Below are 25,405 nucleotides of genomic sequence, written 5' to 3' on the forward strand. Positions count from 1 at the left end.
CTTTTCGCTTACTTAACAGGGATATAAACGTTTTTTATCTTTATTTCACCTGTTTCATCTTATATGAACTACGTGCTTTTCCTTTCAGCATCGTATTTAATTTTCCTCTTATCATTTGTTTGCGTAGCGGAGAAAGGTGATCGATAAACATCTTTCCGTCCAAATGGTCGAACTCGTGCTGCATCACCCTTGCCAGATAGCCTTCCACCACCTCATCGTGCTCCACGAAGTTCTCGTCCATGTATTTCACACGGATCTTATCCCCTCTTTTCACAGCCTCATGAATACCGGGCAGACTCAGGCAGCCTTCTTCCATACTGACTTCTTCGCCACCTACTTCGATGATATGAGGATTGATATATGCTTTATTAAAATCCTTAAATTCCGGATAGTCCTCCGAAAGCGGATCTAAGGTAATTGTAACGACACGGATCGGCAGTCCGATCTGCGGAGCAGCCAGTCCCACGCCATCTGCATGCACCATTGTTTCAAACATATTTGCAATCAGCTCTTTCAGGTTCGGATACTCCGGGGTTATGTCCTCTGCCACCTTTCTCAGAACAGGCTGGCCATATACATAAATTGGTAAAATCATATTTTTATACTCTGCTAAAAAATTAAATTATTCTCTGTCTTATTATTAAAAACGTTTACTCTCCAAATATGTTTGCAGAATAATAGTCGCGCTTATCTCATCCACCAGTGCTTTATTCTGCCGGTCCTTCTTTTTCAGCCCCGCCTCCAGCATGGTGCGATGCGCGAGAACGGACGTAAAACGCTCGTCCACATATTCTACAGGAAGCTCCGGAAAGCGTTTTTTCAATGAGCGGACAAAGGGTTCGATGTTCTTCATATTTTCCGACGCTTCATTATTCATCTGTTTGGGCAATCCTATGATGATCCGCTCTACCGGTTCCTTTGCCACGTACTCACCGATAAAGTTCAGAAGTTCGTGTGTAGGCACCGTGGTCAGTCCGTTTGCAATCAGTTGCAACGTATCGCTTACGGCTATTCCCGTACGCTTCCTTCCATAATCTATAGCTACTATTCTGCTCATGGGGTACAAAAATACAAAAAAGACGCTTCCCGCGAAAGGAAACGTCTCTTTTATTCTATTATTTCAAATCTGGATTATTCTTCCACGATAGCAACACGGCTCAACTTAGCGTCGTCGTAGAACATATTGCCTACACCACCCTTGTAATCAACCTTCAGTTGAGAAGCAGGTACACCAAATTCGTTTACCATCAAGTCACGTACAGCTTCAGCTCTCTTCTTGCTCAACTTCATGTTGTATTCAGCAGAACCGGTACCCTTGTCAGCATATCCTGTAACAGTAAATGTCTTTTCCGGATTAGCCTTGATACCCTTAGCCATAGCTTCGATGTTCATGTATTCTCTCTTGCTGATGTTGCTCTTGCCAATGTTGAATACAACTACCAGACGCGGAACGAAACCGCCTTCTTTCTTCACGATAACTTCCGGCTTCTTGTTGCGTGCTTCAACCAGGTCACGTTTCAGAGATTCGTTTTCACTCTTCAGAGAGTTCATTCTGTTTCTCATGTCGTCCAACTGGCTTTCCGGTACCATCGGTACAGTAGGAACAGCGTTGAATCCGCGTTTCTTGAATTTGTAAGTTACACCCACAGTTACACCGGCCATACCTTCTTTAGAAGTTCCGCCGAATGCATCCTTCATCAAAAGGCCACGCAATTCAAGGTTGATATCCCAAGCGTCCGATACACGGAAACGGTTGATTAAACCAGCGTTGATACCCAAGTTTTGCTGATGAGGTTCTGACCAGGAAAGAGCCACACCCGCACCTACATAAGGAATGAATGAGTAAAGACGGTCTTCGTTGTAACCGCAGAACATGTTAGAAAGGTTGAAAAGAACATCACCGTGGAAATTAGCCATGTTCCATTTCTGCTTGTAGTAGCCATTAGAGTAAGTACCACCCTTTGTATACAAGGTACTAGCGCTGGGAGCAGCTCCCTTAGCTTGAAGACCATTGTATGCTACACGCAATCCGATACCCGGAGTAAACCATTTACCTACGGCAATATCAAGTGCCGGAGCAATACGTTTTCCGAAATCCGCTTTACCGTCGTTGTCGCCAAAGTACATTTGACCACCAACGCCACCACTAATGAACCAATTGGCCCCAAAACGATTAGTTTCTACAGTGTAGGCTTTACCTTCTGTTTTTCCTTTTTCCTGAGCAGACAGGCACACAGAAGCCCCTACCATTAAAATAAACAATAAACCCTTTTTCATCTCAATTTATTTTAGTAAATAATATAATGCAGTTTGTGTTACGCTATAACAACAACTCTACAGGCTCTAAATCTTAAAACTAAAGAGATATAAATCTCCACCCTTTTTCTATAAATTTAGTGCAAATATAGATATTTATTGTAATACACGCAAAAAAACTCGTAAAAAAACATTTCCCCATGATATTTATATGAGATGATAAAAGTGTTAGATAGCCTACAGCCGTCTTAGCCAACATTTTTGAAAGAAAAACAAAAGCAAAAAAAATAACCAATGATATTGATTATCATTGGCTATCCTTCCTTTTTTCCGTTACATTATTAATATACCAGTTTTACATTATCCACCCATAATGAATTTCCGGGTGAGCCGATGTAAGCTCCGCCGTGGCTGGATGTAAACTGAATATACAGGTGAGTCGGTTCGTCATTTTCATCTCCCCATCCTACTTCATGGATAGGCACACTCTCACCTTTACTGTTGACCGTATAGTTCTCCGTCACCTGCAGACGCATCATATGAGGTTTATATTCGGGACGGCTGGTGATGTCTCCATACATAATTTCATACGTGGCATTATTCTTCCAGTCAGTAGAGTGATAGTAATAAGTCACCAACGTTCCGATACGCTTGGCATAAACATTTCCGTCGGCATCTTCCCAGCGTTTCTGCAAAAATAAAATAGCAGCCGGATAATCCTTGCCCGCTACATCTGTAATTTTACTGAAACCGGTAGCACGGATACGTTTTTCCCTGTCGGACATCTTCACTTTATAGTCAAACTGGAGAGCGACCGGTTTCTTTGTAAACGGAATCCCGGTCTGCAGCATTTTCTGCGGGTTCTTGGTGCCCTTGATCGGTTCGTGCACAGATCCCGTAAAGATAGAACCGGCGGCCAATACGGTAATATTGACAAGTCCCAATACCTTCACACTTTCCATACGGGTATCCAGACGCGCGCAGTAACCATCTCCCCGTTTTTCCGGGAAAACCGACGTATTCGTTTTGGTAATACCCGCTACTTTCGCCATCACGTTTGATGTCGCCCACGGCGAGCCACCCATATTCTTATACACCTGATCTCCCTTGACCACGCTCGTCGGACCTATCGCATATACATTCTTCGTATTTCCCCCGATAATCCCCGACTCTTTTATCTGGCGGTCCACCCACTGGTCCATATCCCCGAAGGGGACCATTTCCACTTTAGGCTGCGCCATCAAAGACAAGGAAGAAAAAAATGCAACGAAGCCTGTCAGAAACAGGCGATGAACCATTTTCTTAATCATCAATACTTATCCTTTCTTTTATAAATTATAATCCCATTGTTTCAAAGCAAAATCCCAGTTTTCTTCTACCAATCGAATTGTCCGGTCGTCATATTTATATTTATTCTTCTTGTATCCCTTCTTGCCGCCGACATATTTCGCGATATCTCCTTGTGCTTCGGCGAAGCCGGGGATAGAAAGTGACTGATAAATATTCTCCGTCATTCCCATCGCGTCCGCTTCGAAGTCTTCAAACTTCACTTCGATCAGGTTGCCTTCGGGAATGTATTTCTTATCCGATTCATACTTATGATACAGCTTTGCATAGATAGAAAGGATATTCTCCTCCAATTGTTCATTGCTGATATCTTCCAGTTTCAGGGGCTGGATGGTATTTGTAAAGAAACTGCGTGTAGATTCAAATACCGTATACGGGTTACGCATCAGGTAGATAAACTTGGCGTTCGGGAACATTTTCACCAGTTCTTTCACCCTGCCCGTATGAGGAGGGTTCTTGCTGAGAAATTGCGTACCCTTGGTGTTCCACAAAGAAATCTTGATCAATTTCGTGAATACCTCTTCAAATACTTTCAGTTCCTCGTCGCTGATATCATCAAACAGCAGATACTTGTCCGCATATTCCTGTTGATATTTAGGCAGGAACCAGAAGTTATAATAGGTATAAGGCATCATGTTCGACAAGGCAAACTCTTCCTCCTGAGGAAGATCCACAGCCAGTTCCATATTATCAGTCGGACGTTTGTCCGGCATCAGCCAGCTCATATTCTTCTTGAAGAAAGGCTGTCCCCACATCATCAGATGCGGGAATACGGTCTGGTAAGTCGTATTATAGCCAAAATGCTTATCGCAAGAAAATACGTTATGTACAAAAGTCGTTCCACTCCGCCAATGTCCCAGAATGAATACCGGATCATGTTCGAGCGGTTGATTTGCCAGCAACTTTTCGTAACGTCTATCCTGCAATGCGGCCAGCGGAGAAAGCAGGCGGCACACCGCTTTAGTCAACCGATATTTCCCTTTATAAGCAGCATCAATATCACGACCGGCAGTGATCGCCTTAAACGTTTTCCAGTCGGCACCTACCAACGTATTAATCGGAAGTTTATTAAATTCTAGTAATCCCATCGTTCTACATTTTATTTAATCACTTTTATGGAGAGTCCCTGGCGTTCCAGTTCCTTCACGGCTTTTTCTATGGCAGCGTGATGTTCCGGGGCGATGTCCAGTTTCGACAGATCCAGTACGGGGATATCGTCTGTGGCGGCCATATCTTTCATTTCTACCCGGTCGATAATCATACCTACGGCAGAAGTATTGTTCGTAATCGGATCGATCAGAATAAACGAACCGCAAGATTTATTTTTCTGATAAGGATCAAAGAAAAGCTCCTTGGCAGTAGTCAGCACAACGCGGGCGATCTGATTGAGTTGCAATGGCAAATTGTCCTTTGTCAGTTGTCCATTGTCAATGGAAAGATGCTCCATCGTGTTGACATCCACTTTGTATTTGATCGCGTCGATACGGGTACGGCTTAAGTTGGTCGTCTGCTTGATAAAGAAGGATTTATTGATATCCATCGGTTCTTCATCCATCCATACCATCATTGCTTCAAAGTTACGGTCGATCACCGGCAGGTTATCCGGGTGCACCAGCATTTCACCGCGGGAGACGTCGATCTCGTCCTCCAGTGTCAGCGTAACCGACTGCGGCGGGAAAGCATACTCCAGTTCGCCGTCATACGTCACGATGCTCTTCACTTTGGAAGTCTTTCCGGAAGGCAGTGCCATGACTGTATCTCCTTTGCGTACGATACCCGATGCTACTTTACCACAGAAGCCGCGGAAATCAAGATTCGGGCGCAGCACATACTGTACGGGAAAACGGAAATCCGTGAAGTTATGGTCATTATCGATCTGTACTGTTTCGAGGAAGTCCAGCAAAGAGATTCCTTTATACCACGGCGTACGTTCGGACTTGTCTACTACGTTATCTCCGTCCAGTGCAGAAAGAGGAATACAGTTCACATCCGGAATACCCAATGGTTCTACAAACTTCTTGTATTCCGCTACGATTTCATTGAACCGTTCTTCAGAAAAGTCCACCAGGTCCATCTTATTGACAGCCAGCACCACATGTTTAATACCCAGCAAAGATACCAGAAATGTATGGCGACGTGTCTGAGTGATGACACCGGTGCGGGCATCTACCAGAATAATTGCCAGATTGGCCGTAGAGCCACCGGTAATCATATTACGTGTATACTGTTCGTGTCCCGGAGTATCCGCAATGATAAATTTACGGCCATTGGTAGAGAAGTAACGGTAAGCCACGTCAATCGTGATTCCCTGTTCACGCTCCGCTTTCAAGCCATCGAGCAACAAAGCATAGTCTATATGTTCGCCTGCATTCCCTACGCGCTTACTGTCACGTTCCAATGCATCCAGCTGATCTTCGTACAGTTTCTTACTGTCGAACAACAGACGTCCGATCAAAGTCGATTTTCCGTCATCTACCGAACCGGCGGTCAACAGTCTCAGCAAGTCCTTCTGTTCATCTTTGTCCAGAAAAGCCTTTATATCCAGCTTATTATCCATTTCCATTTTTAGTCTCTGATTTTTAATTGCTTAAAAGTACCCTTCACGTTTCTTCTGCTCCATACTTCCTTCCTGATCGAAGTCAATCACACGGGTAGTACGCTCGCTCTTGGTAGTTGTCATCATCTCTTCCACGATCTCTTCAATGGTAGCCGCACTGCTCTCTACCGCACCTGTCAACGGCCAGCAGCCCAATGTACGGAAACGCACCATCTTCATCTCGATCTGGTCACGGTATTTTTCCGGCAGACGTTCATCATCCGCCATAATGATATTACCATCCAGATTGATCACAGGACGCTCTTTAGCATAATATAGCGGAACAATCGGGATATTCTCCAGGCGAATATATTGCCAGATATCCAGTTCCGTCCAGTTACTGATCGGGAACACACGGATACTTTCTCCCTTGTGCACACGGGCGTTGTAGATATCCCACAATTCAGGACGCTGATTTTTCGGGTCCCACTGGTGGAATTTATCACGGAAAGAGAAGATACGTTCCTTGGCACGCGATTTCTCTTCGTCACGACGAGCGCCGCCGAATGCGGCATCAAATTTATATTTATCCAGCGCATGCAGCAATGCCTGCGTCTTCATCAGGTCCGTATGTACCTTGCTTCCATGCGTGAAAGGTCCTACCCCTGCATGAAACGCTTCCATATTACTTTCCACAATCAGGTTCCAGCCATATTTTTTGGCATATTCGTCGCGGAACTGGATCATTTCCTTAAACTTCCACTTCGAATCGATATGCATCAACGGGAAGGGAACTTTTCCCGGATAAAACGCTTTTTCAGCCAAGCGCACCATCACCGAAGAATCTTTTCCGATGCTGTACAGCATCACCGGATTCTCAAATTCCGCCGCCACCTCGCGGATGATATGAATTGACTCGGCTTCGAGTTCTTTCAAATGGCTCAGTTTATATTCTTCCATCTTTTTTGAAATTTCTTCATTTATTTCTTTTCTATTTTCGGCAACACCATCTCCAACAGACGATTGACCGACTCTTCCAGACTCAGCTTCGAAGTATCCAATGACAACGCCGGATGTTCGGGCACTTCAAACGGTGCAGAAATTCCGGTGAAATTCTGAATTTCCCCTCTGCGTGCCTTGGCATACAGCCCTTTCACATCCCGCTTTTCGCATTCTTCCAGCGGAGTACTTACGAAAACTTCCAGAAAATCATCCTTTCCGATAATATTCGCCGCCATTTCACGGATATCATTATTGGGGCTGATAAATGCCGCAATCGTAATGATACCGCTGTCCAGAAACAGTTTGGAGACTTCGGCGATACGACGGATGTTCTCCACACGGTCGGTTTCGGAGAAGCCCAGATTGTTATTGATACCGCTGCGGATATTGTCGCCGTCCAGAATACGGCAAAGCAATCCGCGCTTATGGAGCTCGCGCTCCAATGCAATCGCAATCGTGCTTTTTCCCGATCCGCTCAGACCTGTAAACCAGATCATCACGCTGTGCTGTCCCAGAAGTTCTTCTTTGTCCTTCCGCGTCATCATGCGGTCAAAGATCGGATATATATGATTCTTTTCTTCCATTTATAAATTATGTTTATTTAAAAGTTCCAGATCAACGGGATCAGGATAACAGAGATTAAGAAAGTGATAATATTGAGCGGCAGACCGATACGGACAAAATCCGTAAACTTGTAGTTGCCGATACCCTGCACAATCAAATTCGTCTGATAACCGATCGGTGTGGAGAAGCTGGCAGACGCAGCCATACAGATCACGACGAAGAAAGGAGTCGGACTTACGCCCAACTGTGCCGAGATAGACAGTGCCAAGGGGAATGCCAGAGCCGCTGCCGCATTGTTCGTGATCAGTTCCGTAAATAAATTCGTGATGACAAACAATATAGCAAGTAATACATGCGGTCCGTAATCGTCACTCAAACCGATGATAAATCCTGCCACACAATCGGCCACACCGGAGTTCACCATAGCCTTACTGATGGCAAACGCGCAGGCAATCGTAATCAGAATATCCCACGAAATATATTTGGTATATTTACGGGCGGGGAAAATATTGGTCCACGCCATGATAATAGTAGTAATGCAGACAAAGAAAAACATATCCAGCTTGATATCGGGAAACATCTCTTTGGTTGCCGGCAGTTCGCCCACCGTAGCACCGACAATCATCAGTACCAGCAAGATCAGCGCCAGCCAGCGCTTCTTCTTTCCCGAAGTATCCGGATCATTGCCGTTGGTAAGCAGCACGAATACCGAAGATTCTCCCCAAGTCGGGATAAACGTATCATCCGCCATCACCACAAGCGTATCACCCTCACGGAGCACTACATCCTCCAGATGATTGACATAGCGCTGACCGTTACGTGTTTTGATCTCTTTCACTTCCGCACCATAGTGACGCTGGAAATTGAAATCACTCAGTTTCTTGTTGATACCGGGGAAACGGGCTCCCAATACAGCTTCTACACGATGCAGCTTCTCTCCTTCCTCCACTTCTTCATCGGGCACAGCCGTATCCGGACGTGCATCGGGCAAGAGCCGTTTGGAAAAAATGAAAAGATATATGATACCGGCAATGGCAATGAAGATGCCGACCTTTCCCAGTTCGAACATGGTGAAGCCTTCATAGCCGGCTTCCAGAATCATACCATGCACTACCAGATTGGTAGAAGTACCGATCAGCGTACAGATACCACCCAGAATGGTCACATAAGAAAGAGGAATCAGGAACTTGGTGGCCGGGAGCTTTACCGATTTCGCCCAATGCTTGATGATCGGGGCAAAGATGACTACAACCGGAGTATTATTCAGAAAAGCAGAAATGAATGCTACCGAGGGCAGAATACGCAACTGTGCCTTAAACACCGTCGTTTTTCCCTGCGGAAGCAGTTTTTTGATCACCTGCCCCAATGTACCCGACTGACGGATACCCTCACTTACCAGGAACAACAGGGCAACGGTAATCATCCCTTTATTACTGAAGCCCTCGAGCATTTCTTTCGGAGTCAGAATGCCGGCACACAGGAATAAAACCACTACCGAAAAGAGCACCATGCCCGGTCGCATCTTATCTGCGATCAGGGCAGCCATCATTCCTAATAAGGATAATAGTACAAATACAATTTCGAATGTCATATAAACATTAATTAGTGTTCTCTTTTTGCTTCAACAATAAACCACGGATTCAGCAGATCCTCTTTGTTGTATCGCAAAGGTTCCTCTTTTCCAGCCTGATACACTTCCATTCCCGCGGCACGGGCTATCGCATGTCCGGCAGCCGTATCCCACTCCATCGTCGGAGCAAAACGCGGATAGACATCCGCCTTTCCTTCGGCAACCAGGCAGATTTTAATAGAACTTCCGCTCGATATCAGTTCCACACTGCCGTGTTTCTTTTTTAAGTCTGCAATATATGTTTCTGTTTCAGGCGTCAGGTGCGAACGGGAAGCGACAGCAATAAAATGGTCGCGCGCATCCGCCAATGGCATCCGTTCCGATTTCCCAATCATCTGTTGCAGGGTCACTCCCCCGTCTTCCAGACCGACAATGCCGGAACACTTATAGGCACCTGTCCCTTCCACTGCAAAATAAAGTTCTTTTTTTACGGGCACGTAAATAACACCCATTACAGGTACAGCGTTCTGCACCAAAGCTATATTTACCGTAAATTCTCCGTTACGCTTGATGAGCTCCTTCGTTCCGTCCAGCGGGTCTACAATCCATAAAGTATCCCAATCACGCCGCACCGCATAGTCCATATGCTTTCCTTCTTCACTAAGAACCGGAAAAGGAGTTTCATTCAAAATGGCAACAATCGCCTCATGGGCTTTTCTGTCTGCTATCGTTAAGGGAGAGTTATCCGCCTTCCTCTCTATTTCAAAATCCGACTTCGGATCTTCATAGATAGAAAGGATTTTTTCACCTGCTTTCAACGCTGCATCGATAGCAGCCATTACATATTTCTGTTCCATTCAATTTCATTATTAAAACCTCTTTTACACTAAGGCAATAAATCCTCCAAGATAAGAGTTGACAAAAGTAAAAACTTTCTTTGCTATAAAAGTTTCCCACCTGCTATTTATAACTTCTTTTAGTAGAATGATAAAAATTTCTAAAAAACGAATTTACATTGTGCAACAAAAAAGCAGTAACTTCCCAGTTACCGCCTTCTTATTTCGGGAAAATAATTCATTCATCCCGATATATATTACCAAAAAGAAATCAATAAATGCGATACAGCAACCAAGCTCCCTGGAAGTCTGTGCGACTCGGGTATTTAGCCTTGAATGCATTACGTGCATCGATAGCAGCCGCTTTATCAGCGAATGAGCTTACAATCACACGGTACATTGCTTTTTCTGCATTGAACGCAATTGTAGCGTTGTAACCCTGACCGTCCAACCAGTCTTTCAAGCCTTCCGCATTTGCCTTCACGCCAAAGCTGCCCACTACTACGCTGTAATCTTTCAGTCCGTCCGTTCCGGAAACAACTGTAACCTTTTCCTGACGAACGCCGGTTGTATCTGTTGCCTTAGGTGTTGTCACAGGAGCAGCAACTACTGGAGTCACTTCTACCGGAGCTTCCACCTGCGGTTCTGCCAATTCTTGCTGTTTTGCTTTTTCGTAAGCTTTTTTATAGGCGCTTTCACTGGATTTACAAGATGCAAACGCAAGCACCATGCATACTCCCATTCCTAATACGACCAATTTTTTCATATCCAATACTCTGTATTTAATTAATAATTCAATAATCTTGTTCGTTCACATTTAGTTTTCGGGCAACAAAATAATAGAAATTTTATCATCCGGCAAAGAAATCCGGCGAAAAAACGTCTATTCTGCCTTCTTCTTATAAGAAATAGTGCCTGTTGCCTGATAAGTTGGCATCAAAAGCACCTCTGCAATCTGAATATGCGCGGGAGCCGAAGCTGCATAATACACTGTTTCGGCCACATCGTCTCCGGTCAGCGGACGTATCCCTTTGTAAAAATTGTCAGCCGCCTGCTTGTCGCCACGATAACGTACTACTGTAAAGTTTGTTTCTACCATGCCCGGTTTGATATTCGTCACCCGCAGCGGAGTATCCACCAAGTCTATCCGGAGTCCGTCCGAAAGTGCCTTCACAGCAGCTTTGGTAGCACAGTAAACACTGCCTCCGGGATAAGCGGCATCTCCGGCGATAGAACCTATATTAATAATGTGTCCGCGTCCGCGCTCCACCATGCCGGGAACAACCAGGCGCGTCATGGCCAGCAGACCTCTTATATTCGTATCGATCATGATATCCCATTCATCCAGACTGCCTTCGAACTCCTTGTCTACTCCGATCACCAATCCGGCATTGTTCACCAATACATCGATCGATTTCCATTCTTCCGGCAATGCTTCCAGTGCGGCAGCAGCCTGTTTCCGGTCGCGAACGTCAAAAGGCAGCACACAGACCTGTACTCCATATGCCTTTTCCAGCTCCTCCTTCAGCTCTTCCAGCTTCGAAACGGTGCGGGCATTCAAAATCAGGTTCCATCCTTCCTTCGCAAATTTGCGCGCGCATCCCTGCCCTATTCCGCTGCTTGCTCCGGTTATAAAAACAATCTTTGCTTTCATTATGTTCTGAATTACAATATTGAATGACAAAAGTACGCCTTAAGTCCCATTTGTTAGTCCAAAAGTCTAGTTAAATAAGATTAAACCATAAAAGAAATCAAGAATGATAAAAAGAGAGTACTTTTTTCTTGCTTTTGCGAACAACCTTTTAAGAAAAATGTTATATTTGTTGTATCATAATCATTTTAAACAGTATAAATTATGAAAGGATTAAATGTATTAGCAGCTTTTTTGGGTGGTGCAGCCGTAGGCGCAGCCCTTGGTATTTTGTTTGCTCCTGAAAAAGGAGAAGATACCCGTCACAAGATCGCAGAAATTCTTCGTAAAAAAGGAATCAAGCTGAATCGCAACGAGATGGATAATCTCGTTGATGAAATTGCAGCTGAAATTAAAGGAGAAATAGGAGAATAAGTAAGTAAAGGACTAAAACAGAGCGACCATGTTTGCAGACGATAAGAGTATTGAGAACTTTCAACAGTTGTTTTTTGAGTTCAAAAAGTATCTGGAACTTCAGAAGGAATACACCAAATTAGAATTGACGGAGAAGTTAACCATACTTCTTTCTACGTTGATCATGATTGTAGTACTTATTATCCTCGGCATGGTGGCCCTGTTTTATCTGTTATTTGCTCTGGCTTATGTACTGGAGCCTTTAGTAGGCGGACTCATGGTAAGTTTCGCCATTATAGCCGGTATCAATGTCCTGATTATGGCTTTAGTCATTATTTTCCGCAAGCAGCTTATCATCTCTCCCATGGTAAACTTCCTCGCCAACTTATTTTTAAACGATTCAAAATAATTTAAGTTATGAGTGCGCAAACACCTGCCAAAATTACATTAGAAGAGATTACTCAACGCAAAAAGAAGCTCTTGAACGAGATTCATGCCCAGAAACGAGCCATGACAGCTACCACCCGTGAGATATTCGCTCCGCTTGCGCCCGCCACCAATAAGGCGGATTCGCTCATGCGTTCGTTCAATACCGGTATGGCTATCTTTGACGGAGTAGTGATGGGCATCAAGATCATGAAGAAAATACGCGCCTACTTCCGGAAGCTGAGATAACATTCAGGGTAAGACAATCCAATCAGCCTCTTACCCCGTCCCATTTCATTACCACCATCCACTCTGCCGGCTGACTGTTTCCATAAGGCCGGTGAGGAACTGTACCAATCACCAAGTCACAATGGGCTGTCAATACCGTTTTCAGTTCCTTCAACAATACATTCAACAGAATTTCCAGATGTATCTCATCCATGATACAGTTCATCACGCGCACATATTGATAGAGGTGTAAGTCTTTCCCTTGCCGCATGGCACACACATCCCTTCTGGAAACATGTATTTCCGTCTCCAGAAAAGAGATGGATACTGACGGATCGACATTCATTAAACTCACTACCATATTTCCCAAAAACTCATAAGGTCCATGATTGTTTTCTTTTGTCATGTTTGCTCTTTGTTTAAATAGTTATAAAAAATAGATTTATATTTGGTTATTCAACCTGTTTCAACCTATGAAACCGCCTCCAAATCCGTATTCTTTACCTTTGCACCCGTTATCCCGATAGCGGGTGCAAAAGTAATTCTAAAACTTCAAAATCAAATGAAAGTACTCGAAGAAATTAAAGTTTCCGTTTACGAAAACGTGTATTCTAAAAAACCAAAAGTCATGTCTTTTCTCGAAGTCATCTTTATGTGTATCCATCCGGTTTATGCCTCCATCATTCAGGCGATCCGGCGGTATCATCAGGAGGGAGACCATGAAGCGGCACAAAAAATAAAAAGCCAGCTCCCCTGCTTCACCCCTGCCGGCACTTTCGACGGAGCGCATGCCATCCGAAATTTCCGGCTGCCCAGTCACATTATCGGGCTCGACTACGACCACGTTCCCAACCGGCTGGAGATCATCCGTCTTTGCGCTGCCGACCCTCATACCGTAGCTGCTCTGGAAAGCCCTACGGACGGCGTGAAAATCTTCGCCTATGTGGAAGGCATCGAAGGCCGTCACCGGGAAGGGCAGCTACTGGTCAGCCGTTACTACGACCAGCTGACCGGCCTTACCAGCGATCCCGCCTGTAAAGACGAAAGCCGCCTGTGTTATTTCACCTATTCACCGGACGGATACGTAGCCAGTCTTTATCAGTCATTCGTTCTGGAAGCGGCTGTGGAAACACAACCGTTCCAGCCGACAGCAGAAAACCTCCCCTCTCCTCCGCTACCGGCAAAAACAAGCGAAACCTCAGAGAACTTCTCGGAAGAGGAAGTCAGCTTGTTCCTTTCGTCCTACATTTTCTTAAATCCATTGACTGCCGGGCAACGACACACCAATCTGTTTAAACTCGCCTGCGAAGCTTGCCGGAGAAGGTATTCGCAAGAAAGCATATTACGCGGGATTACGGTTTATTTTGAGCACTCCGACTTTCCCGCTCAGGAAATCAGGAGCATCCTACAATCTGGTTACCAAAAAGTTACCTCTACCCCACATGTCTCCGCCTCTCCGCTTTGCTCTTCTCCTCATAAGGACAAAATGACAAAAGCGACATATAGCCCATCCGAAAACGTCTATGAAGCAGATGAAGCATATTGGCAAGGCGAAGAATTCAGAAAAAAAACGCCCTGTTTTCCCAAGAGCGTGTACAAATATCTGCCCGATCTGCTGAACGAATGTATCCTCGAAGAGGAAGGTGATCGTGAACAGGATCTTTCCTTTCTCTCCAACCTCACCGCATTGAGTTCCGTACTGCCCGCCACATTCGGCATCTATAATCACAAAAAGTATTCGCCCCATTTCTACAGTTTCGGCATTGCCCCCGCCGGAAGCAACAAGAGCATTGCGCAAACAGGACGTTATCTGCTGGAAGAGGTCCACGACTGGATACTTTCCAATAGCGAACTTCAGCAGAAAATTTATAACCATAAATACACCCAATGGAAACTGGACTGTACTTATAAGAAAAAGGAACATAAAGAGTGTCCCGAAGAGCCGGAAAAACCGGCTTACAAAATGCTTTTTCTCCCTGCCACTACCAGCTACAGCCGTATGCAAATCCAGATGCGGGACAACGGCCCGCAAGGAAGCATCATTTTCGATACCGAGGCGCAGACGCTGGCTACAGCCAATCATCTGGATTGCGGTAACTTTGACGATATGCTCCGCAAGGCATTCGAGCATGAGAATATTGATTCCGCTTTCAAGATCAATGGCTTAACCCCCATTTATATCCGTTTTCCCATGCTTGCCATGTTCCTCACCGGCACCCCGAGTCAGATGGCTTCACTGATAGAGACTTCGGAAAAAGGACTTCCGAGCCGTATCATGCTCTACACTTTCCGCAGCATTCCGAAATGGAAGCCCATGGGAGATGACAGTATCTCGCTCGAAGAGTCTTTCAAGCCGCTTGCCCATCGTGTTTTCGAACTTTATCATTTCTGTGAGAATCATCCTGTATTGTTTCACTTCAGCCGTTCTCAATGGGATTATCTGAATCATACGTTTTCCAAGCTGCTTGCCGAAGTGGTTCTGGAAGGTAACGATGACCTTCAGGCCGTAGTCAAGCGGTATGCCTGTCTTGTGATGCGCATCAGCATGATCCAGGCACGCATCCGCCAGTTCGAGGCGAATGATGGCGCACCGGATATCTATTGTAAGGATGTAGATTTCGAGCGCTCTCTCCAGATCGTTCTCTGCTGTTATGAGCATAGCAGGCTATTATTGTCTTCCATGCCGTCTCCCCAGTTCCATCCGTTGAAAGATCCGAACAGTACACGAAAGTTCATCGGCGAGTTGCCGGAAACATTCACTACCGAAGAAGCAATACAGATTGGCGTAAAATACGATTTCAGCCGCCGCAAGATCAGCAGACTGTTGAAATCGCTCATTGACGTCAAAATCAATAAGATATCTCATGGGAAGTATCAGAAGATCTCATAAAATAGTCCTATCTGTCCTTTTGGTCCTTTTGTCCTTTTGAAGACTCCCTGAAAACATTGGGAAGTTTGAAAAAAACTTCTCAATGTTTTTTCCTTTTATCAGTGCGCCTGTGTGCGTCACTGCACATCACGAGCACTTGCTCATGTAGTATCTTTGCTAAGTAATCGGTTACAGGTATTAAGTATTAAGTAATAAGTATTAAAAATTATGGCACAGAATTATGTTGTTATGGCTCGCAAGAACCTGTTGAAACCTAGTGAAGCACCCAAGTATTATGCAGTGGCACGCAGCGGACGCAAAGTTACCGTTAAGGAAGTCTGCAAGCGTATTACGGAACGTTCCTCGTACTCCAAAGGAGAGCTGGAAGGCTGTATCGGTGAATTTCTGCTCGAAATCGTCAATGTACTGGATGAAGGAAATATCGTTCAGATGGGCGATCTGGGGAATTTCCGCATGAGTCTCAAGACGGCAACGGCTACCGCAACGGAGAAGGAATTCAAAGCATCGTGTATCGAGAAAGGCAAAGTGCTTTTCTATCCGGGAAGTGATCTCCGCAAGTTGTGTAAAACGCTGGACTTCGCACTGTATAAGAGTGACGGCAAAACTGATTCGGGAGACGAACCGCTGCCGGACGATGGAAAAGGCGGAAATACAGATGGCTCAGGTGACGACGAAGAAGCACCGGACCCGACCGTTTAATTGATTAATCATTAAAATTTAAATCGTATGAAAAAACAAGTTTGGAAGAATATTCTTCAGTTCATTGTGACAATTGCAACGTCTATCATTTCTGCTCTCGGAGTAACGTCCTGTGCGGCTCATCTGTAATACATCCGTATGGAAAGTTCTAAAGATGAGTATCTCCCCAGAGAGATTAAGTTGTTGGTGATTCATTGCAGCGCTACGCGCTGCAATGTTCGCTTCAGTGTAGAACAGCTTCGCGAATGTCATTTGCAACGGGGCTTTCTTGATATCGGTTACCATTTTTATATTACCCGTGACGGAGTTCTTCACCATTGCCGTCCCATCTCTGAGATGGGTGCTCATGTGCGTGGATTCAACAGGCATAGTATCGGAATCTGCTATGAAGGCGGACTGAATGAAGATGGCAAACCGGCGGATACAAGAACTGCCGCACAGCGTTTTGCCCTGATCGATCTGCTGACGATTCTCAGGCATCAGTATCCGGAGGCGCAGATAGCGGGACATTATCAGCTTAGTGCCTCGATTCATAAAGCATGTCCTTGCTTTGATCCGAGAAAGGAATATTCAGAGTTATAAAAAAACTGCGGGAGATAGCGAAAGTGCTGCCTCCCGTAGTCATTGTGATGAATAATAAAAGGATTTTGAGATTATAAATCTCCCGGCTTACCCAAATAGTAAGTAATCAACCTTACTTCCCGCACAGAAAAAGCTTTCGTTTTCGGATGAAAATCCGTAGAAAGTATCTCATCCATTAATGGCTGACATCTACGCATCCAACGACGAAGTTTATTTACTGAAGCGCGAACTGTTATATCAGGAAAATACATTTGGGCTAAGTCTTGTTTATTGTAGCATTTCACTACAAAATCTGGTTGATTCATTGTATCTTTATGCTTGGTTTATAAGCTATAAAGATACAAAATAAATCATCCTTTTTCAACGTTTTTTTCATATTTATTTCAAAATTACTAGTCTTTTCTTTCACTTTTGGTCTGACCATATCCATAGCCGTAACCATAACGTTTGCCATAGCCGTAGTGCTTACCGTACTTGCCGTAGCCGTAGTAATAACCGTATTTTCTCTTTTTCAAGTCCACACCGTTGATTACGGTACAAAGATTAGGAAGTTTCTTCTCAATAGACAACTCATTGATCAATGTATATTCGGCTTTATGAGTATAGTCGGCACGGCATACGTAGACGGACAAGTCAGCTACACGGCCTATCAATAAGGTATCGGTTACCATACCGATAGGGGCAGTATCCATTATTACATAGTCGAAGTGCTTCTTCAAGGTTTCTATGGCCTTGTCCAGTCCGTTACGAGCCAGCAGTTCGGTCGGATTAGGAGGAACAGTGCCACCCAAAAGGATATATAGGTTCTTATTGATATCCGAAGGCTGTACCAGTTCCATCAAATCCGTTTCAGGATTGGAAAGATATTGGGTAATACCTTTTTCCCTGTTCGAAAGCTGGAATACCTTATTAAGTCCCGGCTTACGAATATCAAGACCGACAATCACCACTTTCTTTCCCAAAAGAGAAAGACTGATAGCCAGGTTTGCCGAAACAAACGATTTTCCTTCTCCACTAACGGTTGAGGTCACAAGGATTACCTTCTGGTCATTATTAAGCATAAACTGAAGATTGGTTCGAACATTACGGAAAACCTCACTCATCAGATTGTTCTTATTCTCAAATACCGCAATAGAGCCATTCTTATCATTTTTTTCGTCTGTCAATGGAATATCACCGACAACAGGGACAGTCGTTAGTTTCTCTACATCGGCACGACCTTCAATTTTGAATTTCGTCAGGTCAATCAGGTAGATGATGCCAACAGGGATTCCAATACCTAACACCAATGCAATCAAATAGATCATAGATCGCTTGGGAGACACTGGAATATCATCAGCTATTGCTTCATCAATAATTTTTGCATTATTCGCTGTAGCAGCTAACGCAATCGCATTCTCTTCACGTTTCTGCAACAACATCAGATACAACCCTGCTTTAATTTCTTGCTGGCGGGCAATACTTACATAAGCCCGTTCCTGTCCCGGAGCATTACTAATACGACGGGAATAACGACTCGCTTCACGGTCTAGGTTTGATTTAGTGATCATCAATCCCTGCAAAGTTCCTTCAAGAGTAGCCTGTACATTGGCTTTCATAGCACGAATACTCGTATCCAAATTCACAATAGCAGGGTTATTCTCTGTTGATGTACGTAACAGACGTTTACGTTCCACCAACATCTCATTATAGCGTTCAATCGCACCAATCAAAGCGGCATCCTGTAAACCAACATTACTTGGCAATACTTCGTATTCATTACCTCTTAAGTACTTACGCAAGTCATTCACCAGGCTGATTTGAGTACGGTTCTCCACACTCTTCTTTTCATATTCAGCATTACCGGCCAAAGCGATCTGAGCTTCGCTCGTCAAATCCGTGATACCCGCATCACGCTTGAAAGTCTCTAAATCCGCTTCCGTACTTCCCAGTTCTTTTGAGATAATACTAATACGTTCATCAATAAACTCTGCTGTTTTCTGAGCAATTTCGTTTTTATCATTATTCGTATTGCGATTATACATCTCCAGTAATTGGTTGATAAAATCCTGCCCACGTTGCAAACTAGAATTTTTTAACGAAATCACGGCCACAGAAGTAGTTTTAGAAGTCGGAGCAATAGACAGGCTGTTACAATACCCTTTTGCCACTCTCATCGGTTTGTTGATAGTAGCAGTTATATGACGTACATTCTTCTCCATCCGAGGAATCTTTGTTCCATCCTGCAGAGTTACTGAATCAACTTCCTGAAAGAAAGCCAATGTTCCCTCATCAGTCGGAAAGATAGCAGGTAGTTTCTCAAAATGCTTCTGATATCCCTTCTCACCTACAGTCACGTTCACATCCATACTACCTTTAGGCTGTAGTGTCATTTCCACTACCATCGGAGAGCTTAGTTTCTCAGCCTCCTGAGGTGTCAAACTCACCTGCACCGGAGACGTCTTGTATAAACCTTTAGCAGGAAATTCATCCTCATCTGCATAAGTTATATACAGCCCCAATTGATTAACCACCTCTTTAACGAGCGTTTTCGAACGCAAAACTTCCAACTCATTATCAATATTCTTGGAGGAAGTCATCAGACCGCTTAATCCCATATCCTCCAACTCCGAAGAGAGTCCTGCACCTCCACCCTTCTTCTCATCTTTTATCAAGACAGTAGCTGAAATATTATAGATGGGTGTAGCCCAATGCAGATAAAACCACGCACCAATAAGGCATAGTAACACTGCCCCTACAAACCAAGGCCAATGGATAATATATTTAAAAAGTAATGCTTGAAAATCTATCTGTTCTTCACTAGTAGCATGACTTTTCTCATATTGCTTTTCTTCTTTCATAACTCTTTCTTTTTATTTCAGAATATTAAATAACAAACTGGCAATGGAAACAAGGATGGAAGTAGCAGAGAACCATAGGCTTGTACTATTTCCCACATCCGAATTTCGGGCTTTTGCTTTATTTGGAGTCACATAGATAATATCATTCTGCTGCAAATAGTAATAAGGAGAAAGAATAGTCTCTGCCTTGTTCAAGTCCAACGGAATAATTTCCTGCTTGCCATTGGCATTCTCCCGTATCAATTTAACATCATCACGCAGACCATATACGGTCATATCACCTGCCATAGCCAAAGCCTCCAGGATATTCACTTTTTCATTGGAAATCGTAAATGTACCGGGACGGGCAACTTCACCAATCACGGAAATCTTATAATTCACCATACGTACCGTCACAATAGGCGTTTCCGTAATATAAGGTTTCAGCTTTTCCACAATCATCTGTTCAGTAGCCTTCTTTGTCAATCCACCCACATGAAGTTCACCTAGCACAGGGAAATTGATATTACCTTCGTTATCCACTAGGTATTGTTGCAAAACAGGCTGAGTAGTTGTATAACCCAAAACAGCATTATTCTGTGTAGCCACTGTCAAGTTGAAAGGTGCGGCCAATTCAGGACTGGTACATGACACCACTATCGTCAGCAAATCCTTGGGCATGATCTTGGCATCATAAAGCTGTTCGTTCTGGGTACTGTACAAAACGACCTCAGCATCCTGAAGATAAGGTACTTTTTTATAAGACTGGCAGGCGGTAAACAGAAAAGCTGCCAATACGTAATAGCCTAGTTGTTTCATTCTCTTCATATATTTCTTTATATTGTTTTTTATTCTATCTTTATTAAAATTCAATCACTTTTTATCTCTTGCATTTCCTGACTCATTATACGCCCCGTCTTTTGCTTCAAAAATAACAGAAGGCTCTACAACATGTATCGTATGCCATGCCCCTGCAGGTATTTGGATACCGAATTTACCTTCTGCAGGAGATAGTATTTGACGTGCAACTTCTATAAAACTTTTTCGTCTTATCACATCATCACAACAGGAAGTTGTTTCATAAGCATATTCATTCACTTCTTCATAGATAATTTCTTCTAATTTACCAACAAGACATATTACAGTTTCCGCCGTCTTTTCATGTCGATGAATAGGCACCTCTGTTCCTGGTTGCAAAGCGTTGAGCATACGTTGGCTGGTATCGGCAGATGAAGTGCGCAAGTCGAAGTTCTGACGTAAACGTGGATTCTCCATAGCCTGTTCTAATAATTTCCCTAAAAATTCTTTATCAAAATCCATAACTATTATTTTTTCAATGATACGAGATATTCCTCATGTAAATGATAGTATTTTTTTATAAATAAGATGTAAGCAATAGCCAATACAACCAATGTAGTAACCAAATACAGCCAATGAGCAAGCACCGTATTGGGACAGAGATAGATAAATCCAAGAGAAATCACTAACTGCATAACCATATACAGAGATGTCACCTTTACATGTCCAATCTTTAATTCATTAGCCATAATCTGATAAACATGTTTACGATGTGCCTCGCCCAAGTTCTCATGCAACATAATACGATGTGCGATAGTCAGACAGCCATCCACACCATATACTAACAAGAATATCAGCCAAGTAATATCCGTTGTCCTGATCATCACATTACCTAACAGAAACAATATGATAAAAGCAATGCCGATAGAGCCGACATCCCCTGCAAAGCATTTCGCTTTACCCTTCGGACGAAAATTGAAAATACAAAACACCAATGAAGCTAAAATCGTTGATATGATCAAACTCTGTTCTACAAAAATACCATTCATATTCACTAGAGCCAACGAAACCAATACAACCAAAGAGTATCCTGCTGTGATACCATTGATTCCATCCATGAAGTTTATTACATTCGTAGCACCGACGTATACTATTAGTGCCAACAGTATAATCCACCACATTGACCAATGTAATATGCCCAGTTGATAAAATGCCATTGCGGCGGCAGTAAACTGCGCTACCAATCTCACCGAATCCGGCAATGAATGGATGTCATCTATAAAACTCACGCCTGCCACTAATGTCAAGCCGGCTAAGAACCAAGGGTATTGGAATCCGAAGAAGAGACTCCAGATCCATGCGCCGATTAAGAAGATGATTCCGCCACCACGTAATACTATCGTAGAGTGTGATGAGCGTTCATTGGGTTTGTCGATGATGTTGCGCTGGTTCGCAATGCAGAAATAGATGAGTTCTGCAATGAAAAGCAAGACTAGAATAATAAGATATATCATAATCAATTTCTATTTATAGTCAATACAAGTTCGCTAATTAGTAGTCCTTGCTAAGAAAGTCTAATAATAGTCCACGATATATTATACTATTTTTTTCAGTTTCTTCAATATATTATCAGGCAAGAATATGAACAGAGCAATAAACCATGCTTCCAGTGAATTCATTCCGAGCACTGTCTTATACATTTTTACCACAGCTTTCAACATCACCCACTTGTTACTTGTTTCAGACCCTGGAATATGGCGGTATTTCCACAAAGCTTTCGGATAGGTATAGATATAATCTACATCCTTCAGAATGTTCATCCACAACCCCCAGTCTTCGGCTCGACGGAGTGGAGGCATATATTTCTTGCCAACACGTCTCGTATCAAACAATACTCCCGGCGTACCAACATTGCAACCTACTATCATTGACTTATATGACTGCCGTGGAGCTTGCTTCACCGTATAATAAGGCTTCAATTGCTCGTTGGCATCTTCATACCAAGTGCACGTCAGTTCATAGCCATTCTCTTGCATAAACTTCAACTGTTCTTCCAACTTGGTTGGATACCACCAGTCATCACTGTCGCAGAAGCCTATATATTGACCTTGCGCCATCTTGATACCAATGTTACGCGCCAAGCCGGCACCACCGTTTTTCTCGGCTCGCATGACTTTGATACGACTATCCATCTCCTCTATTTGCTTCAACACTGCTGTTGTTTCAGGAGCAGGACTACAATCATCAACGATTATCAACTCCCAATCCTCATAAGTTTGGGCAATGATGGCTTCTACTGTTTCACAAATATATGCTGCCGCATTGTAATACGGCATAATAATGCTTACTTGCATATTCTAACAAAATTAAAGATAATAGAAAACAGGAAAAGTGTCTGTAGTATTGTATTAAGTCCTGCCGTAAGTAGAGAATTCCTATGAATTTAAGATGTGCCTTTTATAGGAAAACATATAATTCAGATAGAGTGAATTAATTTCTTTATCGGGAAATAAACACTTTTAGGACAACATTTTACAATTGCTTTCAACTGCTTCTTAATTCGACTTTTTAATGGGAACATTTTCATATAAGTCGTATACACCTCTTTCAAATCAGAATCTCCTGACATATTCTGCAATAAAAAACGTCGCCTTTGTCTATTATAAAAATGGGTCTTACCATAAGACTGAGCCGCAAGGATATGATTGAGAGTCACCTCTTCAACATTTAGTCTATTCTTTACCGCTTCGAATATCTCCATACCTTTTGGCGTCTTTACTACAACCGCAGACACACCTTTGGTGTCTGTATCATATTTCTCTCCCCAATAATCACCCAAACGGATATCTCCGTATGCCATACTACTACGCGAATTACAATCGTAGCAAGCCTCATTCATTATATCCATTCCAAAAAAAATGTCGTAGAATGGGTCTTTTGACTTTTTGCTCGAGTATTGCTTCGATTTCGAAATGAAATCGAAGCAATACTCATGCCAAGCATGAGTTTTGCTTCTGAATACGACCTTGTCGTATTCAGAACATCCCGTGCGTTTACTCATGTATTTCAAATATGATTTCCAGAGTTTCATTGAAGGACATCCATGACAAAAAATATCAACTAGAAGATAATTATCCGGCTTGCGCTTGTATTTAGAAGTCTGTGAAAAACCATATATCTGGCAAGGTGTGCCGAATATCGCATACTTTTTTTCAGTTCTATCTTTCAGAACTTCATCAAAACCTTCTGTAGTCAAACTCTGAAAATATTTGGAGCCATAGAATTGGTCAAGTTCATCAATTGTAGAGACAACAATTGATTTTGCAATGTTTTCCTTCGTATCGTATGCGCAGCCCATCACTTTATAGTCTCTGGCAATGCATTCTTCCATCAACACTCTCGATACAGCTCCACTACTTGATGCCTTTAATTGTTTTTCGTTTTTATTCACGGCAGCATAACACATTTCATACTTGTCACTTTGCACCGGATTTTCATCATATTTATAACAAGACTTCTTGCAAAGATTACACTCTACGCACTTGTCTTCATCAACTACAGGCTTATAATATCCTTCGTTGTCCAACTTAATGGTTATGGCTTTTGTTCCACAAACACTAACACATACGCCACAGCCGGTGCAAAAACGAAGCTCTTCACCATCGCATACATTACTTTTCATTCTTTTTTATCGAGTTAATTGCGTTATTTACATATTTATATGCCTTTTCCCGTTCGGTATTTAATACTTCCTCAGAATGCTTGAAATCTAGATTGTCTAGTTTTTCCACCACGTTTACAGGTTGATATCGTTCAAGCATATCTACCTTACGCAAAATGGACAGTACACGCTCAGACTGTTTATTGGCAAATCCGTATTCTCGCTCAAAAGTGAAGAAAGGTGTGTGCAAATTCAAAGCGAAAACAGTTCCATGGAAAGAGTCAGTACATACGACCTTTGCATTTGCCACAAGCTCTACAAACTCTTTCGGTCCAGCAGCAACGGCTTCATCGCAATAATCCATATCCTCAAACTTATATGGAAGAGCAATTACTTTACAATTCAGTTGTTCTTTTAAAGCCTTCAAAGCGTTCTTGGCATGAGATGACGGTTCGTCCAAGAAATAAGCAAGTATATAATTCTTTATTTTCTCCTCTATATGTAAGTTTTTTCTCCATTCCTCCGAGTTGATGATAAGTGTCGGGTCTAACAAATGTTGTGCTTCTAGTCCTGTAAGTTCCTTTATCAACTTCACACCACTGTCTTCACGGACTGACAAATAAGGATAATCATTTATCCATTTCTTCATTTTGTTCTTGTTATAATCTGCAATGAAGTTGCGCCCAAAACTTGGTGACAATGCAATCCTTTTCTGTTTAGGCGCAAATCGCAAATAATACAAGGGATCAACATATAACGTAGAGGAATTCCATATCTGATCGCTACCCGAGAAACAAGCCACAGCTTCTTTAGCTAGACTTTTTAATCTTCTCCATGACACCTCCACTGGTTTCAGATACTCATCTGTAAAAGCGAAGAACTTACGTTCTGTTCCGTCTACCAACGTTTTTTCATACGATTTCCCGTATGTCTTCAATGCATTATTCTTATTCAAAAACAACGAGCGAAACAATATGGTCATCAGTTTTCGAAACCGTACATCACGACCTTTCACCAATGATTTCAACTTAACAAGATCACACTCATATCCTACTTTTTGTATGATTTGTTTTCCCGCAAAGGCTTGAAGACAGGAACCATAGTTGAAAGCGGAAAAGACAGTGGTGAGTAATGTTCTATTTTTCAT

28 protein-coding genes are annotated in these 25,405 nt (G+C 43.0%); 7 read left to right on the forward strand and 21 right to left on the reverse strand.

Going from position 1 to position 25,405, the window contains the following annotated elements:
* Positions 1-40 precede the first annotated feature (40 nt).
* The 12 genes from def to HMPREF2794_RS10745 form a co-directional block, all read right to left on the reverse strand.
* Positions 41-595, reverse strand: a complete 555-nt coding sequence (gene def, locus HMPREF2794_RS10690) for a peptide deformylase (protein WP_022302404.1) — start codon at positions 593-595, stop codon at positions 41-43.
* A 45-nt stretch (positions 596-640) separates the two neighbouring features.
* Positions 641-1,057 (reverse strand): Holliday junction resolvase RuvX, encoded by a 417-nt coding sequence (ruvX, locus tag HMPREF2794_RS10695; protein ID WP_008760699.1) that lies wholly within the window; start codon positions 1,055-1,057, stop codon positions 641-643.
* Positions 1,058-1,131: 74 nt separating this feature from the next.
* On the reverse strand, positions 1,132-2,277 hold the full coding sequence (locus HMPREF2794_RS10700) for an OmpA family protein (protein WP_022302405.1): 1,146 nt from the start codon (positions 2,275-2,277) through the stop codon (positions 1,132-1,134).
* A gap of 320 nt (positions 2,278-2,597) precedes the next feature.
* Positions 2,598-3,566 carry a PCMD domain-containing protein gene (locus HMPREF2794_RS10705; protein ID WP_070751496.1) on the reverse strand — a complete coding sequence of 323 codons (969 nt, stop codon included), beginning with the start codon at positions 3,564-3,566 and terminating at the stop codon, positions 2,598-2,600.
* An 18-nt stretch (positions 3,567-3,584) separates the two neighbouring features.
* Positions 3,585-4,691 carry a sulfotransferase family protein gene (locus HMPREF2794_RS10710; protein ID WP_010537698.1) on the reverse strand — a complete coding sequence of 369 codons (1,107 nt, stop codon included), beginning with the start codon at positions 4,689-4,691 and terminating at the stop codon, positions 3,585-3,587.
* A gap of 11 nt (positions 4,692-4,702) precedes the next feature.
* A complete protein-coding gene (gene cysN / locus HMPREF2794_RS10715; RefSeq protein WP_255323266.1) occupies positions 4,703-6,187 on the reverse strand; it encodes a sulfate adenylyltransferase subunit CysN in 1,485 nt (494 codons plus the stop codon).
* Positions 6,188-6,190: 3 nt separating this feature from the next.
* Positions 6,191-7,111 (reverse strand): sulfate adenylyltransferase subunit CysD, encoded by a 921-nt coding sequence (cysD, locus tag HMPREF2794_RS10720; protein ID WP_255323267.1) that lies wholly within the window; start codon positions 7,109-7,111, stop codon positions 6,191-6,193.
* A gap of 8 nt (positions 7,112-7,119) precedes the next feature.
* On the reverse strand, positions 7,120-7,725 hold the full coding sequence (gene cysC, locus HMPREF2794_RS10725; protein WP_010537695.1) for an adenylyl-sulfate kinase: 606 nt from the start codon (positions 7,723-7,725) through the stop codon (positions 7,120-7,122).
* A 17-nt stretch (positions 7,726-7,742) separates the two neighbouring features.
* Positions 7,743-9,296 (reverse strand): SLC13 family permease, encoded by a 1,554-nt coding sequence (locus HMPREF2794_RS10730; RefSeq protein ID WP_070751497.1) that lies wholly within the window; start codon positions 9,294-9,296, stop codon positions 7,743-7,745.
* An 11-nt stretch (positions 9,297-9,307) separates the two neighbouring features.
* On the reverse strand, positions 9,308-10,132 hold the full coding sequence (cysQ, locus tag HMPREF2794_RS10735; RefSeq protein WP_070751498.1) for a 3'(2'),5'-bisphosphate nucleotidase CysQ: 825 nt from the start codon (positions 10,130-10,132) through the stop codon (positions 9,308-9,310).
* 250 nt (positions 10,133-10,382) lie between these two features.
* A complete protein-coding gene (locus tag HMPREF2794_RS10740) occupies positions 10,383-10,877 on the reverse strand; it encodes an SPOR domain-containing protein (protein WP_010537692.1) in 495 nt (164 codons plus the stop codon).
* A gap of 117 nt (positions 10,878-10,994) precedes the next feature.
* On the reverse strand, positions 10,995-11,765 hold the full coding sequence (locus HMPREF2794_RS10745; RefSeq protein WP_010537691.1) for an SDR family NAD(P)-dependent oxidoreductase: 771 nt from the start codon (positions 11,763-11,765) through the stop codon (positions 10,995-10,997).
* Positions 11,766-11,966: 201 nt separating this feature from the next.
* On the opposite strand from HMPREF2794_RS10745, the gene HMPREF2794_RS10750 reads away from it, so the two are divergent.
* Genes HMPREF2794_RS10750 through HMPREF2794_RS10760 form a run of 3 tightly spaced genes read left to right on the forward strand, consistent with a single transcriptional unit; the run spans position 11,967 to position 12,830 of the window.
* The gene (locus HMPREF2794_RS10750; protein WP_010537690.1) at positions 11,967-12,176 is read left to right on the forward strand and encodes a YtxH domain-containing protein; all 210 of its coding nucleotides are present in this window, start codon (positions 11,967-11,969) and stop codon (positions 12,174-12,176) included.
* A gap of 28 nt (positions 12,177-12,204) precedes the next feature.
* A complete protein-coding gene (locus tag HMPREF2794_RS10755; RefSeq protein WP_010537689.1) occupies positions 12,205-12,564 on the forward strand; it encodes a phage holin family protein in 360 nt (119 codons plus the stop codon).
* 8 nt (positions 12,565-12,572) lie between these two features.
* The gene (locus tag HMPREF2794_RS10760) at positions 12,573-12,830 is read left to right on the forward strand and encodes a hypothetical protein (RefSeq protein ID WP_010537688.1); all 258 of its coding nucleotides are present in this window, start codon (positions 12,573-12,575) and stop codon (positions 12,828-12,830) included.
* A 22-nt stretch (positions 12,831-12,852) separates the two neighbouring features.
* Here HMPREF2794_RS10760 and HMPREF2794_RS10765 read toward each other — a convergent pair whose 3' ends face one another.
* On the reverse strand, positions 12,853-13,215 hold the full coding sequence (locus HMPREF2794_RS10765; protein ID WP_010537687.1) for a hypothetical protein: 363 nt from the start codon (positions 13,213-13,215) through the stop codon (positions 12,853-12,855).
* A 156-nt stretch (positions 13,216-13,371) separates the two neighbouring features.
* Between HMPREF2794_RS10765 and HMPREF2794_RS10770 the strand changes: the two genes are divergently transcribed.
* The 4 genes from HMPREF2794_RS10770 to HMPREF2794_RS10780 all read left to right on the forward strand — a co-directional run bounded on the left by HMPREF2794_RS10770 (position 13,372) and on the right by HMPREF2794_RS10780 (position 16,980).
* Entirely contained in the window at positions 13,372-15,699 is a 2,328-nt protein-coding gene (locus tag HMPREF2794_RS10770) for a DUF3987 domain-containing protein (protein WP_029425510.1), read from the forward strand.
* 207 nt (positions 15,700-15,906) lie between these two features.
* Entirely contained in the window at positions 15,907-16,398 is a 492-nt protein-coding gene (locus HMPREF2794_RS10775) for an HU family DNA-binding protein (RefSeq protein ID WP_010537685.1), read from the forward strand.
* Positions 16,399-16,425: 27 nt separating this feature from the next.
* On the forward strand, positions 16,426-16,527 hold the full coding sequence (locus HMPREF2794_RS28930; protein WP_022302409.1) for a smalltalk protein: 102 nt from the start codon (positions 16,426-16,428) through the stop codon (positions 16,525-16,527).
* 9 nt (positions 16,528-16,536) lie between these two features.
* The gene (locus HMPREF2794_RS10780) at positions 16,537-16,980 is read left to right on the forward strand and encodes an N-acetylmuramoyl-L-alanine amidase (RefSeq protein ID WP_022302410.1); all 444 of its coding nucleotides are present in this window, start codon (positions 16,537-16,539) and stop codon (positions 16,978-16,980) included.
* A 71-nt stretch (positions 16,981-17,051) separates the two neighbouring features.
* Here HMPREF2794_RS10780 and HMPREF2794_RS10785 read toward each other — a convergent pair whose 3' ends face one another.
* From HMPREF2794_RS10785 to HMPREF2794_RS10820, 8 genes are all read right to left on the reverse strand, one after another.
* Positions 17,052-17,285 carry a DUF4248 domain-containing protein gene (locus tag HMPREF2794_RS10785; protein WP_008760682.1) on the reverse strand — a complete coding sequence of 78 codons (234 nt, stop codon included), beginning with the start codon at positions 17,283-17,285 and terminating at the stop codon, positions 17,052-17,054.
* A gap of 87 nt (positions 17,286-17,372) precedes the next feature.
* The gene (locus HMPREF2794_RS10790; protein ID WP_070751499.1) at positions 17,373-19,820 is read right to left on the reverse strand and encodes a GumC family protein; all 2,448 of its coding nucleotides are present in this window, start codon (positions 19,818-19,820) and stop codon (positions 17,373-17,375) included.
* Between the two features lie 12 nt (positions 19,821-19,832).
* Positions 19,833-20,627: a polysaccharide biosynthesis/export family protein gene (locus tag HMPREF2794_RS10795; protein WP_083312058.1), complete on the reverse strand. Its 795-nt coding sequence runs from the start codon at positions 20,625-20,627 to the stop codon at positions 19,833-19,835.
* A gap of 45 nt (positions 20,628-20,672) precedes the next feature.
* Positions 20,673-21,119, reverse strand: a complete 447-nt coding sequence (locus HMPREF2794_RS10800; RefSeq protein ID WP_070751500.1) for a WbuC family cupin fold metalloprotein — start codon at positions 21,117-21,119, stop codon at positions 20,673-20,675.
* Between the two features lie 5 nt (positions 21,120-21,124).
* The gene (locus HMPREF2794_RS10805) at positions 21,125-22,111 is read right to left on the reverse strand and encodes an MraY family glycosyltransferase (protein ID WP_070751501.1); all 987 of its coding nucleotides are present in this window, start codon (positions 22,109-22,111) and stop codon (positions 21,125-21,127) included.
* An 81-nt stretch (positions 22,112-22,192) separates the two neighbouring features.
* Complete coding sequence (locus HMPREF2794_RS10810; RefSeq protein ID WP_246839601.1) at positions 22,193-22,933, reverse strand: glycosyltransferase family 2 protein; 741 nt, start codon at positions 22,931-22,933, stop codon at positions 22,193-22,195.
* Positions 22,934-23,073: 140 nt separating this feature from the next.
* A complete protein-coding gene (locus HMPREF2794_RS10815; protein WP_070751503.1) occupies positions 23,074-24,279 on the reverse strand; it encodes a Coenzyme F420 hydrogenase/dehydrogenase, beta subunit C-terminal domain in 1,206 nt (401 codons plus the stop codon).
* Positions 24,269-25,405: a polysaccharide pyruvyl transferase family protein gene (locus HMPREF2794_RS10820; protein ID WP_070751504.1), complete on the reverse strand. Its 1,137-nt coding sequence runs from the start codon at positions 25,403-25,405 to the stop codon at positions 24,269-24,271. The genes HMPREF2794_RS10815 and HMPREF2794_RS10820 overlap by 11 nt, the downstream gene beginning before the upstream one ends.

Source organism: Bacteroides sp. HMSC067B03 (assembly GCF_001811315.1).
GTDB lineage: Bacteria > Bacteroidota > Bacteroidia > Bacteroidales > Bacteroidaceae > Bacteroides > Bacteroides faecis.

Excerpts from the sequence above, each read along its gene's own strand:
- cysC (WP_010537695.1), bottom strand. The coding sequence starts at position 7,725 with ATGGAAGAAAAGAATCATATATATCCGATCTTTGACCGCATGATGACG.
- HMPREF2794_RS10700 (WP_022302405.1), bottom strand. The coding sequence starts at position 2,277 with ATGAAAAAGGGTTTATTGTTTATTTTAATGGTAGGGGCTTCTGTGTGC.
- HMPREF2794_RS10760 (WP_010537688.1), top strand. The coding sequence starts at position 12,573 with ATGAGTGCGCAAACACCTGCCAAAATTACATTAGAAGAGATTACTCAA.
- HMPREF2794_RS10820 (WP_070751504.1), bottom strand. The coding sequence starts at position 25,405 with ATGAAAAATAGAACATTACTCACCACTGTCTTTTCCGCTTTCAACTAT.
- HMPREF2794_RS10710 (WP_010537698.1), bottom strand. The coding sequence starts at position 4,691 with ATGGGATTACTAGAATTTAATAAACTTCCGATTAATACGTTGGTAGGT.
- def (WP_022302404.1), bottom strand. The coding sequence starts at position 595 with ATGATTTTACCAATTTATGTATATGGCCAGCCTGTTCTGAGAAAGGTG.
- HMPREF2794_RS10745 (WP_010537691.1), bottom strand. The coding sequence starts at position 11,765 with ATGAAAGCAAAGATTGTTTTTATAACCGGAGCAAGCAGCGGAATAGGG.
- HMPREF2794_RS10775 (WP_010537685.1), top strand. The coding sequence starts at position 15,907 with ATGGCACAGAATTATGTTGTTATGGCTCGCAAGAACCTGTTGAAACCT.
- HMPREF2794_RS28930 (WP_022302409.1), top strand. The coding sequence starts at position 16,426 with ATGAAAAAACAAGTTTGGAAGAATATTCTTCAGTTCATTGTGACAATT.
- HMPREF2794_RS10770 (WP_029425510.1), top strand. The coding sequence starts at position 13,372 with ATGAAAGTACTCGAAGAAATTAAAGTTTCCGTTTACGAAAACGTGTAT.
- HMPREF2794_RS10750 (WP_010537690.1), top strand. The coding sequence starts at position 11,967 with ATGAAAGGATTAAATGTATTAGCAGCTTTTTTGGGTGGTGCAGCCGTA.
- cysQ (WP_070751498.1), bottom strand. The coding sequence starts at position 10,132 with ATGGAACAGAAATATGTAATGGCTGCTATCGATGCAGCGTTGAAAGCA.
- HMPREF2794_RS10705 (WP_070751496.1), bottom strand. The coding sequence starts at position 3,566 with ATGATTAAGAAAATGGTTCATCGCCTGTTTCTGACAGGCTTCGTTGCA.
- HMPREF2794_RS10805 (WP_070751501.1), bottom strand. The coding sequence starts at position 22,111 with ATGATATATCTTATTATTCTAGTCTTGCTTTTCATTGCAGAACTCATC.
- HMPREF2794_RS10730 (WP_070751497.1), bottom strand. The coding sequence starts at position 9,296 with ATGACATTCGAAATTGTATTTGTACTATTATCCTTATTAGGAATGATG.
- HMPREF2794_RS10740 (WP_010537692.1), bottom strand. The coding sequence starts at position 10,877 with ATGAAAAAATTGGTCGTATTAGGAATGGGAGTATGCATGGTGCTTGCG.
- HMPREF2794_RS10815 (WP_070751503.1), bottom strand. The coding sequence starts at position 24,279 with ATGAAAAGTAATGTATGCGATGGTGAAGAGCTTCGTTTTTGCACCGGC.
- HMPREF2794_RS10795 (WP_083312058.1), bottom strand. The coding sequence starts at position 20,627 with ATGAAGAGAATGAAACAACTAGGCTATTACGTATTGGCAGCTTTTCTG.
- HMPREF2794_RS10785 (WP_008760682.1), bottom strand. The coding sequence starts at position 17,285 with ATGAATCAACCAGATTTTGTAGTGAAATGCTACAATAAACAAGACTTA.
- ruvX (WP_008760699.1), bottom strand. The coding sequence starts at position 1,057 with ATGAGCAGAATAGTAGCTATAGATTATGGAAGGAAGCGTACGGGAATA.
- HMPREF2794_RS10755 (WP_010537689.1), top strand. The coding sequence starts at position 12,205 with ATGTTTGCAGACGATAAGAGTATTGAGAACTTTCAACAGTTGTTTTTT.
- HMPREF2794_RS10800 (WP_070751500.1), bottom strand. The coding sequence starts at position 21,119 with ATGGATTTTGATAAAGAATTTTTAGGGAAATTATTAGAACAGGCTATG.
- HMPREF2794_RS10765 (WP_010537687.1), bottom strand. The coding sequence starts at position 13,215 with ATGACAAAAGAAAACAATCATGGACCTTATGAGTTTTTGGGAAATATG.
- HMPREF2794_RS10810 (WP_246839601.1), bottom strand. The coding sequence starts at position 22,933 with ATGCCGTATTACAATGCGGCAGCATATATTTGTGAAACAGTAGAAGCC.
- HMPREF2794_RS10780 (WP_022302410.1), top strand. The coding sequence starts at position 16,537 with ATGGAAAGTTCTAAAGATGAGTATCTCCCCAGAGAGATTAAGTTGTTG.
- HMPREF2794_RS10790 (WP_070751499.1), bottom strand. The coding sequence starts at position 19,820 with ATGAAAGAAGAAAAGCAATATGAGAAAAGTCATGCTACTAGTGAAGAA.